Origin of the sequence: Buchnera aphidicola (Ceratoglyphina bambusae) (assembly GCF_039363085.1) — a bacterium.
GTDB lineage: Bacteria > Pseudomonadota > Gammaproteobacteria > Enterobacterales > Enterobacteriaceae > Buchnera_G > Buchnera_G aphidicola_E.
Genome location: NZ_CP134982.1, coordinates 56981 through 69617 on the forward strand (window position 1 = coordinate 56981; position 12637 = coordinate 69617).

At 17.5% G+C, this 12637-nt stretch carries 14 protein-coding genes and 1 other RNA gene; 9 read left to right on the forward strand and 6 right to left on the reverse strand.

All coding sequences use genetic code 11. The annotated features are described in order from the left end of the window. Positions 1-122: 122 nt before the first annotated feature. The 8 genes from fliF (at position 123) to fliR (ending at position 8703) form a co-directional block, all read left to right on the forward strand. The gene (gene fliF / locus RJD23_RS00275; protein ID WP_343188263.1) at positions 123-1844 is read left to right on the forward strand and encodes a flagellar basal-body MS-ring/collar protein FliF; all 1722 of its coding nucleotides are present in this window, start codon (positions 123-125) and stop codon (positions 1842-1844) included. Beyond that, complete coding sequence (locus RJD23_RS00280; RefSeq protein WP_343188264.1) at positions 1837-2835, forward strand: FliG C-terminal domain-containing protein; 999 nt, start codon at positions 1837-1839, stop codon at positions 2833-2835. Before fliF ends, RJD23_RS00280 begins: the two co-directional genes overlap by 8 nt. Further along, positions 2828-3481, forward strand: coding sequence for a FliH/SctL family protein (locus RJD23_RS00285; RefSeq protein WP_343188265.1), 654 nt, complete (start codon positions 2828-2830; stop codon positions 3479-3481). The genes RJD23_RS00280 and RJD23_RS00285 overlap by 8 nt, the downstream gene beginning before the upstream one ends. After that, the gene (locus tag RJD23_RS00290; RefSeq protein ID WP_343188266.1) at positions 3478-4842 is read left to right on the forward strand and encodes a FliI/YscN family ATPase; all 1365 of its coding nucleotides are present in this window, start codon (positions 3478-3480) and stop codon (positions 4840-4842) included. Before RJD23_RS00285 ends, RJD23_RS00290 begins: the two co-directional genes overlap by 4 nt. A 528-nt stretch (positions 4843-5370) precedes the next feature. Beyond that, a complete protein-coding gene (locus tag RJD23_RS00295) occupies positions 5371-6750 on the forward strand; it encodes a FliM/FliN family flagellar motor switch protein (RefSeq protein ID WP_343188267.1) in 1380 nt (459 codons plus the stop codon). Positions 6751-6868: 118 nt separating this feature from the next. Next, positions 6869-7609, forward strand: coding sequence for a flagellar type III secretion system pore protein FliP (fliP, locus tag RJD23_RS00300; protein ID WP_343188268.1), 741 nt, complete (start codon positions 6869-6871; stop codon positions 7607-7609). Between the two features lie 36 nt (positions 7610-7645). Continuing rightward, the gene (fliQ, locus tag RJD23_RS00305) at positions 7646-7918 is read left to right on the forward strand and encodes a flagellar biosynthesis protein FliQ (RefSeq protein WP_343188269.1); all 273 of its coding nucleotides are present in this window, start codon (positions 7646-7648) and stop codon (positions 7916-7918) included. Then, a complete protein-coding gene (fliR, locus tag RJD23_RS00310) occupies positions 7915-8703 on the forward strand; it encodes a flagellar biosynthetic protein FliR (RefSeq protein ID WP_343188270.1) in 789 nt (262 codons plus the stop codon). The genes fliQ and fliR overlap by 4 nt, the downstream gene beginning before the upstream one ends. 124 nt (positions 8704-8827) lie before the next feature. Here the strand turns inward: fliR and rpmG are convergent, their stop codons facing one another. The 3 genes from rpmG to ppa form a co-directional block, all read right to left on the reverse strand. Further along, positions 8828-8995 carry a 50S ribosomal protein L33 gene (rpmG, locus tag RJD23_RS00315; protein WP_343188271.1) on the reverse strand — a complete coding sequence of 56 codons (168 nt, stop codon included), beginning with the start codon at positions 8993-8995 and terminating at the stop codon, positions 8828-8830. Positions 8996-9013: 18 nt separating this feature from the next. Further along, positions 9014-9238: a 50S ribosomal protein L28 gene (rpmB, locus tag RJD23_RS00320; protein WP_343188272.1), complete on the reverse strand. Its 225-nt coding sequence runs from the start codon at positions 9236-9238 to the stop codon at positions 9014-9016. 84 nt (positions 9239-9322) lie between these two features. Then, on the reverse strand, positions 9323-9856 hold the full coding sequence (gene ppa / locus RJD23_RS00325; protein ID WP_343188273.1) for an inorganic diphosphatase: 534 nt from the start codon (positions 9854-9856) through the stop codon (positions 9323-9325). A gap of 115 nt (positions 9857-9971) precedes the next feature. Between ppa and RJD23_RS00330 the strand changes: the two genes are divergently transcribed. Then, complete coding sequence (locus tag RJD23_RS00330) at positions 9972-11321, forward strand: metallopeptidase TldD-related protein (RefSeq protein WP_343188274.1); 1350 nt, start codon at positions 9972-9974, stop codon at positions 11319-11321. Between the two features lie 34 nt (positions 11322-11355). Here the strand turns inward: RJD23_RS00330 and rnpB are convergent. The 3 genes from rnpB to RJD23_RS00345 form a co-directional block, all read right to left on the reverse strand. Next, positions 11356-11707, reverse strand: an RNA gene (gene rnpB, locus RJD23_RS00335) — RNase P RNA component class A. Between the two features lie 15 nt (positions 11708-11722). Next, on the reverse strand, positions 11723-12367 hold the full coding sequence (rsmI, locus tag RJD23_RS00340) for a 16S rRNA (cytidine(1402)-2'-O)-methyltransferase (RefSeq protein ID WP_343188387.1): 645 nt from the start codon (positions 12365-12367) through the stop codon (positions 11723-11725). A gap of 2 nt (positions 12368-12369) precedes the next feature. Continuing rightward, the gene (locus RJD23_RS00345; protein ID WP_343188275.1) at positions 12370-12594 is read right to left on the reverse strand and encodes a hypothetical protein; all 225 of its coding nucleotides are present in this window, start codon (positions 12592-12594) and stop codon (positions 12370-12372) included. Positions 12595-12637: the final 43 nt, after the last annotated feature.

Genomic DNA, 12637 nt, shown 5'->3' on the forward strand with positions numbered 1-12637 from the left:
ATTATTTTATTATACTTTGTTTTTATTATATATGTTTGAGTTAATTTTTATTGTTTTTTTATGGTTTTTTATAAAAATGTTTTAATATTATAATTTGTATTATATTAAATGAGAAAATTTCTATGAATGATAAATTATCAGTTGAAAAAAAGTCGGATAAAAATTTTTTTTTTAAAAATTTGTTAAATTTAATAAAAAAGAATATTATAGTTTCTTTAATATTTTTTTCATTTTCTATTACTGCAATAATTTCTATTTTATTTTTAAGTATATCATCAAATTATAGTACATTATATAATAATTTATCTGATAAGGATAAGAATTTTATCATCTCAGAATTATCTAGTATGAATATTCCTTATAAATTAAATAAATTTGCTAATGGAATTGAAATACCTAAAAAATTAATTTATAAAGTTAGAATGAATTTATCTGAAAAAGGTATTCCTAAAGAAAATGTTGTTGGATTTGAAATTTTAGACAAATCTAAATTTGGAGAAAGTCAGTTTTATGAACAAGTTAATTATCAAAGAGCATTAGAAGGTGAATTATCTAAAACTATAGAAAAAATAGATTCTATAAAAAATGCATCTGTTCATATAGTTTTACATTCTAAATCTATATTTGTTAATGATCATATAAATCCTACAGCATCTATTTTATTGACTTTAAAATTTGGTGAAAAATTAAGTTTTAACAAAATAAATGCAATTTTACATTTAGTTTCTAAAAGTGTTTCTGGTTTAAAATCTAAAAATATAACTATAGTAGATCAATATGGAAATTTTTTAAATCAATCTATGGATTATGATGAATATAATAATAATAAATTAATATATTTAGATAGTATAGAAAAAAAATATAAAAATAAAATAGAAGAAATTTTAGTTCCATTATTTGGATTAAATAACGTTAAAGCTCAAGTTACTGCTCAAATAGATTTTGATAAAAAAGAGAAAATTGAAGAAAAGTATAAACCTAATTATAATTCTAATTCTCAAGCTATACGTTCTAATCAGAAAATATATCACAAAGAATTTAATAATGTTAATAATAATGTTGAAAACGAAGAAGATGTTTTAAATAAAAATTTGGAAAGAAAAAAAAATAATTTAGAAAATAAAAACAAAAGTAGATTTAGTTTTAATATTTTTGGAAACAATAAAAAACAAGTTCAAGATTATGATAAAAATAAATATGTAAAAAAAAATTTGTTGAAGAAAAATGATAATTATAATTCTAATTATGATAATACTACAAATTATGAATTAGATCATGATATTATAAACACTAAAATGAATACAGGAAATTTAAAAAGAATATCTGTGGGAGTGGTTATAAACTATGTAAAGGATTCTAAAGGAAATTTTATACCTATAAGTAATAATAGCATGAAAGAAATTGAAAATTTAATAAAAAATTCTATTGGTTTTTGTGAAAAAAGAGGTGATACAGTAGATTTAGTTAATTCATTGTTTTTCAATTCAGAAAAAATTAAAGAAAAAAACATTAAATTAGAAAAAAAAAATTTTTTAAATTTTTTTAGTAAATGGTATTACTGGATTATATTATTAATTTTTATTTTTATTTTATATGAATTTTTATTTAAAAAAGTTATTTTTTATTTTATAAAAAATATATTTATTACAAAATCAAAAAATCATAATAAAATAAAAAATAACAAAAATAAAATTGATAACAGTGAAGAAAAAAACATTAAAAAGAGTTTGTCAACAAGTTTAATTAATATTGACTCATCAAAAAAAAATAAAAAAAATATTTTTAAAGAAAAATCTTTATTTATAGCAAAAGTTATTCAAAATTGGATAAATAAAAATGAATAATAGATTAGATGGTTATGCAAAAAGTGCATGTTTACTATTTTTTTTAGGAATAGAAAAAAGTTTAGAAATATTAAAACATTTAGACAAAAGTGTAATAAAAAAAATAATATATAAATTGTTAGAGCCGGATATTTTATCTAAAGATAATATAGAAATTTCTTTAAATGATTATAAACATTCTTTAAAAAACATTTTGTATAAAAAAAAAAAAGATAAAAACAATTATTTAAATTCTATATTATTTAACATATTTGATAAAAAAGAAATTAATGTTTTTTTGAATAAAATTAAAAATAAGAAATTATTTTTTAAAAATGTGAATAAAATTTCTTTGTATAATTATAAAGATGTTTATATGATTTTAAAAAAAGAACATCCTCAAATAGTTTCTATTTTATTAACTTATCTTGAAAATAAAAAAGTTGTTAAAATACTTTCATTATATAAAAGAAAATATAGATTTAATATTTTACATAGAATGTTAAATTTTAAAGGTATAAAAAAAAATTTTGAAAATGAATTTTTTATTATAATTAATTCGTTATTTGCTAAAAAAAAAAAATATAAAAAAAATAAATATTGTTATATTAAAAATTTATTAAATTTTTTTTCTAAACAAGATAAAATTTATATGTTAAAAAATATTTTTAAAGATGACAATAAGATAAAAAAAAAGATTATATGTCAAATTTTTTCTTTTGAAGACATATTTTATTTAAATGATAATAATATATATGTTCTTTTAAAATATATTAATAAAAAAATTTTATATAAATCTATATATAATCTTCCTGAAAAATTTAAAAAAAAATTTTTAATAAACATGTCTAAAAAACAGTTAAACTATTTTATTAAAAATATTGGAAAAGAACATAAAGATTTTTCTTTAAATAAAATTAATATTAGTAAAAAAAATGTTGTAAAAATGTTAAAAACTTTATTAAAAAAAAATGTATTATTGTTAAAAGATTTGGAAAAAATTTATGATTAAATTATTTTATAATAATGAATGGATAAAGTGGAATCCTAAGGATTGTTTTTCTGACAATAAAAAAAATAGTATTAATAAAATTAAAGTAAAGACAGAAAAAGAAAGTAAAATTTTAAAAAATAATTTTCTATTAAAAAGAAAAAATATTTATAATAAAGCCTTTTTAAAAGGAAAAGAAGAAGGATATAAATTAGGAATTAAAAAATATATATTATTTAAAAAAAATAATAAAAAAAAAAATAAAAAAATAGACAAGTTATTTTATAATTTAAAAAAATCTATTAATTCTATAGATTCTTATATTTCTATAAGATTAGTAAAAGCATTATTTAGCATTTTAAAAAATAATAATAATGTTATTATTAAAAAAAAATCTAAAAATTTAATTACTAAAGTAAAAAAATATTTATATAAAGAATTTATGTTTTTAAATAATTTTAATTTTATAGTTAATCCAAAAGATATAAATATAGTTAAAAAACATTTTAAAATTTTTTTTAAATATAAAAATTGGACTTTAATTTCAAATAACAATGTTTGTAGAGGAGAGTTTAAAATTTATTCTCCTGAAATAAATGTTAATTTTACTAATTCAGATTGTTGGAACCATTTGTATAGAATTTTTTTAGTAGAGAAAAATAAATGAATGAAAATTTAGAAAGTTGGTTAAAAAATATAAAATTTTTAGAAAAAAAAATTAAAAAAATACCAAATATTAATAAACATGGATATTTAGTGAGTTTTGTTGGTCTATTATTAGAAGTATCTGGATTAAATTTGTCTGTAGGAGAAATATGTATAATTGAAGTAATTTATAACAAAAGTATTTTTTTAATAGAAGGGGAAGTCATAGGGTTTAAAAATAATAATATATTTGTTATGTTATTTGAAGATTCTAAAGGTATATCTCCTGGTTTAAGAGTTTTTCCTAAAGTAGATAAACATGGAAATCATAAAAGAAAAAAATTTCCTGTAGGTTATGAGTTGTTAGGAAGAACTATTGATAGTTATGGTAATCCATTAGATGAATTAGGATCTATAGATTGTTCAGAATTAGTTTCTACTTCTTATGAAAAAATTAATCCATTAAAAAGACATCCAGTTACTGAAATTTTAGATACTGGAATTAGAGCAATAAATTTTTTTTTAACTGTTGGTAAAGGGCAAAGAATTGGTTTATTTGCAAGAACTGGGGTTGGTAAAAGTGTTTTATTAAGTATGATTTCTAAATATTCCAAGTTTGATGTATGTGTTATTGGATTAATAGGGGAAAGAAGTAGAGAAATTTTAGAATTTATAAAAAATATAAAAGTTGCAAAAAATTTTAACAAATCTGTTGTAATAGTATCTCCAGCTAATACTACTCCATTATTAAAAATACAAGGATCTTTATATTCTGCTAAAATAGCTGAATATTTTAGAAAAAAAGGAAATCATGTTTTATTTATATTAGATTCTTTAACAAGATATGCTATGGCTGAAAGAGAAGTTGCTTTGTCTATAGGAGAATTACCAGTAGTAAGAGGTTATCCAACTTCTATATTTTATAAATTACCTTTATTCATAGAAAGATCTGGAAATAGTAACATAAAAAATGGTTCTATAACTGGATTATATACTGTTCTTACTGAAAACAATGAGAGTTTAGATCCAATATCTGATTTAGCTAAATCTATATTGGATGGACATATTGTTTTATCTAAAAATTATGCTGATTCAGGTCATTATCCTGCTATTGATGTTGAATCTTCTATAAGTAGAATTATGTATGACATAGTAGATAAAGATCATTATAAAAAATCTGTTTATTTAAAACAATTGATATCTGAATATATGAAAAATAAAGATTTAATACACTTAGGGGCTTATGTAAAAGGAATTGATAAAAATTTAGATAATGCTATAGAATTATGGCCTAAAATTAAAAAATTTTTGCAACAAGATAGAGATGTTATGCATAATTTTAAAGATTCTTATAAATATTTTGTTAAAATATTAAACAAATAAATTTTTTATGAAATATTAGGAAATGTATGAAAAGTAAAATACGTTTATTAAATTTATTATTAATTTTAAAAAAAATTAAATTAAAAAAAAATTCTGAAAAATATTTAAATTTAAAAAAAAAAAAATAAATAATATAAAAGAATTAAAATTATTAAAATATTATAATTATGAATATTATAAAAACTTTAATAAAAAGATTTTACGTGGAATTAAATCTGTTGAATTAAATAATTTTAATAACTTTTTAAGTTTATTAAACTATGGTATAAAAAAAAAAGAAAAACATATTTTAAAAATAAATACAAAATATAAAAATTTTTTATTAAATTTTTTAAAAAATAAAAAAGAAATAGAAATTTTAAAATTTTTTAAATTTTTTTTTATAAAAAAAAAATGTAAAAAAGAGTTTTTTGAGTATCAATTAAATAATGAGGAAAATACTAAAATATTTTTTTTTAAATAGAAACAAATAAATATAATTAATTATATTTTAAATTTTTATATATTTATATATTTTTAAGGAAATTTATGAAAAAAAATTTTAATTGTTTTGTTCATGTTAACAAAATTTTTAAAAAATATGATTGTGTTTTAAAAAAGAATAAGAAAATTAAATTTGATAAAAAATTTCTTATAAATGATTTATATTTATCAAAAATTTTTAATATAAATTTAAATAATTTTTATTCGAAAGAAAAAAACTTTTTATATAAAATATTTAAAGAATTTTCTAAAAATTTAGAAATATTTTTATCAAACATGTTAGATTACAATATTAAAGTAGATGTTGATAAAATAAAAATAAATACTTATAAAAAATATTTTAGAAATTCATCTTCTTTAATTAGTTTGAATTGTTTTAAAATAAATTCTATAAAAGATTTTGGTTTTTTAATTTATTCTCATAGTTTCATACTAAGAATTTTAGAAATATTTTTTAGAGGAAAATACAATTTTTTATATGAAAATAAATTTAATAGTATTTCTTATAGTGAAATTTTTATAAATAACAAGTTTAAAAGCTGTGTTATTAAAAAATTATCTAAAATATTATATAAACATTTATTTTTAAATATAATTTCATATAGAACTAATAAATTTATGTACAAATTTAATAAAAATTTTTTTTCTTTAAATAATTTTGTAATTATTGTTAATTTTAATTTTTGTACTAATGAACATAGCAATTCTTTTAGCATATGTTTCCCTTTAAATTTTATTAAATATGTAAATAAATTATTAATAAAAAAAATAAATAGTGCTAAAAAAATAAATAGTAAAATAACTTTTAATTTATTTAAAAATATAAAATTTGTTATGAAATCTTATTTAAAACATTTTTATATAACTTTGTTAAATTTATATAAATTAAAAAAAAATGATATTCTAAAAATAGAAAATCCTAAAAAAACATTTATATATATTGATAAAAAATTATTTTTTACCGGTGAAAACATAGTTTTTAAAAGTAAAAATTCTATCTTAATACAAAAAATAGTTTATTCAACATTTTTAAAACATGGAGATAATATGAATAATGAATTAGACAAATTTAAAAAATATTCTTCAAAAAATAATACTGAAAGTAAATATGAGTTAGATAATGAAACTTTTTCTGAAAATTTAAATAAAGATGTTTTAAACTCAGAGGATTTAAATAAAAAAATTAATTATATTGGAGATATTAAAATAAAAATATCTGTAAAATTAGGTAGTGTAAAAATAAAAACAAAAAAATTATTGTCTATAAAAAATGGTTCAGTAATACAATTAAATAAATTAGCTGGAGAGCCGTTAGATGTTTTAGCTAATAATTGTGTGATAGCTAAAGGTGAAATAGTGGTTATTAAAAATAGTTATGGAATTAGAATTTTAGAAATATTAAATAATTTAAAAGAAATAAAATAATATAAAAAATTTTAAAATAGTAATTTTAAAATTTTTTATTTAATAAAATATAAATAATTTATTAACATAAATAATATTATAATTTTTATAATAATTTTATAATTCTTTGGATACTATGATGAGATATAGTAAGATTTTATTATTTTTTTTTTCATTATTTTCTACTTCTGTTTATGCTTCAAATTTGAATTCAATAAATAATTTGTTTTTAAATAAAGAAAACAATTTTTCTATTCCTTTAGACATTTTAATAATAATTAGTTCTCTAAGTTTTTTACCTGCTTTAATTTTATTAATGACTAGTTTTACTAGAATAATAATTGTTTTAAGTTTGTTAAGAAATGCATTAGGTTTATCTTATGCCCCTCCTAATCAAATACTTATAGGACTGAGTTTGTTTATTACTTTTTTTATAATGTCTCCAGTGTTTAATTCAGTTTATAAAGATTCTTATTTGCCTTTTGTTAATAGACAAATTAATTCTGAGAAAGCAATTGAATCAGCAATTTTGCCTTTTAAAAAATTTATGTTAAATCAAGTAAAAGATTCAGATATATCTTTTTTTCTTAAATTATCTAAAAATAAAGATATGAAATTTAAAAATAAATATGATATTCCATTATATATAGTAGTACCAACATTTATTACTAATGAGCTTAAAATATCTTTTCAAATTGGATTTATGCTGTTTGTCCCATTTATTGTAATAGATTTAATAGTATCCAGTGTTTTAATGGCTTTAGGGATGATGATGGTTCCTCCTTCCAGCATATCATTACCATTTAAATTAATTATTTTTGTTTTGGCTGATGGATGGCATTTATTATCACGTTCACTTGTTGAAAGTTTTTATTTTTAATTTTTTCATTAAAATTTTAAAAATTTAGGTATAAATATGACTTTAGAATCTATTAACACCTTATTAGGTGAAGCAATAAAAACGACTTTAATAATTTCTATGCCTTTACTAATAGTTGTATTGATAATCGGGTTAGTAATAAGTATATTTCAAGCTATTACACAAATAAACGAACAAACTTTATCTTTTGTTCCTAAAATATTTTCTGTATTTAGTGTATTAATTTTTTTAGGACCATGGATGTTAAATACTATGATTAATTATATTAAAGATCTTTTTAAAATTTTACCTATAGTTATAAATACATGATATATTTAAATTTATATAAAATTATTGAAGTTTTTAACGAAACTGTTTTTGTTTTAGCAAGAGTACTATCTTTAATAGTATGTATCCCAATATTTGGAGAAAAATTTTTAAACAAAAAAATTAAAATATTGTTTTCTATTTTTATTAGTTTTTTATATTCTAGTTTTTTTTATCAAGATAATTATATTTCTATATTTTCTAGTATTGGTTTTTTAATTTTTTTGGAACAGATTATTATAGGAATTTTTTTAGGTTTTTTAATACAACTAATATTTTCTATTCCTATAATAATAGGAGAAATAATAAGTTTACAAATAGGATTATCTTTATCTACTGTATTTGACATTACGCAAAAATGGAATTCTTCTGTATTTTCTTATTTCATAAAAATTTTTATTTTAATGATATTTTTTTCTAATAATGGTCATTTTTGGATAATTTATATAATTTTTAACAGTTTTAAATATATTCCAATTAAGAGTTTTTATTTTTCAAAAGATATTTTTTTTTCTACATTATCTTTTTTTTCAAAAGTTTTTTATAGCGGAGTTATTTTAGTTATTCCTATTATTATAATTATTTTAATTTTAAATATTATGATGTTTTTTTTAAACAAAGCTATTCCTCAATTTTCTGTTTTTTCTATTTTTTTGCCAGCACTTTTATTAATTGGTTTATTAATTCTATATTATTATATTCCAATAAATTTAAATAATTTTTGTAATTTGTTACAAAATATGTTTGAACAAATAAATAATTTTCAAAAAAACATAATAATTTATTGACTTTTTTAAAAATTACATTTTTAAATTTATAAAAAAAATATTAACTGCTTGAATTAAACGAATTGATTTTTTATTATTAATTTTAATTTTTCAATTCGTTTAATATTTTATATTTAAAAGATTATTATTTTATTTTACATTCTTTGTACCATATATGTTTTTTTAAAATTGGATCATATTTTTTTAATTTAAGTTTTTCAGGATTATTTCTTTTATTTTTTGTAGTTGTATAGAAGTGACCATTTTTAGATGTAGATAATAATTTTATTTTTTCTCTTAGTTTTTTAGCCATTTATTATTCCAAATTAATTTATTTTTTAAAATATTTTTTAAATATATAATCTATTCCTTTTTTATTTATTTCTCTTATTCCTTTAGAGCTTATTTTAATTTTTATAAATTTTTTTATTTTTGGTATCCAAAATTTATGCTTTTGTATATTTGCTTTAAACATTCTTTTTGTAGAATTCATTGCATGAGATCTTTTATTTCCAAACATTGTTTTTTTTTTAGTAATTTGACATATTTTTGACAAAGTAATTTCCTTAATAAAAATTTATTTTATAGTTATATATTGTAATAAATTATAATTTATAAAATTTTCATCATGTTAAATGTTTTATTTTTTACTTTTTATTCTTTTTATAGAATTTAATATTTCATTTTCAGCTTCTTTTTTATCACCCCATCCAATTATTTTAACCCATTTATTTTTTTCTAATTTCTTATAATTGCAAAAAAAATTTTTTATTTTATTTTTAATATTGTTATTTAAATCTTTTATATTTAATATTTTTTCATATTCATTAGTTATATTTTTATAAGGAACACTAATTATTTTGTTGTCTTCTCCTAATTCATCTTTCATTTTTAACATTCCAATTGGTCTGCATCTAATTATTGATTTAGGAATTAATGGATATGTAGTTATAACTAAAGAATCTAAACAATCTCCATCTAAAGAAATAGTATTATTAATATAACCATAATTACAAGGATAAAACATTGATACAGGAATAAATCTATCTACAAATATATTTCCACAATTTTTATTAATTTCATATTTTATTGGAAATGAATTCAGTGATATTTCTATTATTGTATAAATATCTTTAGGAGGATTTTTTCCTGATAAAATTTTTTTTATATTCATATTTTTTTTTAATAAATTAATTTTTATTTTTTTTAAAAAATTTTTTGTTTTAGTAATGATATGAAATATTATATATTATTTTCATATATAATTAAATTGTATTTAATATTACATTATGAATAAAAATAAAACTTTGTTTTACTCAGAAAAAAAAATAAAAAATATAGTATTAGAAATTTTAGAAATTTACAAAAATAAAATTGAATATATTGATTTATATGTTGTAAAAAATGATTATATAAATGTTTTAGTAAGAAATAAACATACAGAAATTGTAGAATTTAATAAAGATAATAAAGTTAATATTACTATTTATAATAAAAATAAAAAAAGTAGTATATATACTACTAATTTGAATATAAAAGAAATAAAAAAAAATATTAATTATGCAATTAAAAATTTAAGATACGTAAATTGTGATAAATATAATAATATTTTTAAAAGAAAAAACAACAAGTTAAAAAATAATAAATTTAAATTTTGTCATTCAAAAATTATAAAAGAAAATGAAGCTATTAAAATTGCTTATAATACAGAACAATATGCTTATGAATATAATAAAAAAATTTTTAATAGTGAAGGAAGTAATTTTTCAAAAAATATTTCTAATATAATTTTTGGAAATAACTATGGAAATATTATGTCTTATTCTACTAGTCATTATTTTTTAATGTCTAGTGTAATATCTAAATGTAAAGATAAAATCTATAATGGAATAGATTATTCTTGTTCTGCAAAATTTAATAAATTGAAAACACCTAAAATAGTTGGAAGAAATTCAGCTAAAAAAGCTATACATAAAATTTCTTCACAAAAAATTTTAACTAATAAACTTCCAGTTATTTTTTCTAATGAAGTAAGTTATAGTTTGTTTGAAAACTTGTCAGAAGCAATATTAGGAGAAAATGTATGTAAAAAATCTACTTTTTTATTAAATTTTTTAAATAAAAAAATATTTCCTGATTGGTTGAATATTTTTGAAGATCCTCATTTGAAATATGGATTATGTTCTCATGCATTTGATTCAGAAGGAACTTTTACATATCAAAAATATATAATTAAAAACGGATTTTTAAGAACTTGGATTTTAAACAATTATTGCGCTAATAAATTGAATTTAAAAACTACTGGAAATTCTATAGGAACATATAATTGGAGAGTTTTTTCTAAAAAAGATAAAGTAATTAATTTTAATGAATTATTAAAAAAAATGAATACAGGTATATTAGTTAATGAACTAATTGGTGATGGAGTTAATATTATCAACGGAGATTATTCTATAGGTGTTAGTGGTTTTTTTGTAGAAAATGGTATGTTAAAATATCCTATTCATGAAATTACTATTTCAAATAATTTAAAAGATATGTTTTTGAACATTGTAGATTTTTCTGATGATTTCAATAAAATTAATAAAATTTCTTGTCCTTCTTTATTGTTAGAAAATATGAACATATCTGGAAAATAAAATATTTTATCAATTGTGTAAAAAATATTTTTTTTATTGAAGTTGGCCTGTAAGCCGGATTCTGTATTAAACAGTCATTCATCTAGATTAGTAATTACTTATTAATTCATGCGACTTACCCAGACTTTATTTACGGGTATTTTAGTCTTGTTTAGTCTTGCTCTAAGTGGAGTTTACATTGACCACAAATTGTTACCAACTTGCGCGGTGTGCTTTTACCACACCTTTTCACCCTTTCCTAAAATTTTTATAGGAGGTTTATTTTCTGTTGCACTATTCGTAAGTTTACACTTCCCAGGAGTTACCTGGCACTTTACCCGTATAGAGTCCGGACTTTCCTCTTTTTATTATAATATTTTATAAAAAGCGACTGTATGGCCAACTTCAATAACATTAATATATTATATATGAAACTTTATTTCATTATTTTTTTTTAAAATATATTTGTATAATAAATTTTTTTTTATTTTATGTATTTTTGATGTTAATTTTATGCAACTACTTTTTGGTAATTTTTTTTTTAAAATTTGATAAGTTCTAAGAACATTTTTTTCTATAATTTTGCTTTTTTTATTTTTTTTTCCTTCTATTATTAATACTATTTCTCCTTTATATCTTTTTTTATCATATTTAAGCCAATTTATTAGATTTTTTATATTTGTTTTATGAATTATTTCCCAAAATTTTGTAATTTCTTTTGCTATTGTTATTTTTCTATTTTTTCCAAAAAATTTTATCATTTCATTAATAGATTTTATTATTCTTTTAGAAGTTTCATAAAAAATAATAGTTCTTTCTTCTAATGAAGTTTTAGAAAATATTTTTTTTCTATCATTTTTTTTAGATGGAATAAATCCTTCATAACAAAATTTTTTTGCGCTTATACCGGAGCTAGAAATTGCAGATATAGCTGCGCATGGACCTGGAATAGGAATTATTTTAATATTTTTTTCATGACATCTTTTTACTAAAAATTCTCCTGGATCATTTATTATAGGAGTTCCAGCATTAGAAACTATAGCTACATTTTTTCTTTCATATAAAATTTTTAATAAATATTTAGTTTTTTTTTTTCATTTTCTTTATTTAAAGAAATAGTTTTTGTGTTTATTTTATAAAAATTTAATAATTTATATGTATGTTTTATATTCTCTACTGCTATAATATTAACAAAATTTAGTATTTTTATAGCTCTATATGTTATATCTTCTAAATTTCCTATAGGTGTAGATACTATATATAAATCACCTTTATTTTTGTTTTTTGCGTTCATATTTTGTAATTTAGTAATATTTTTTTTAAATTAATTTGTATAT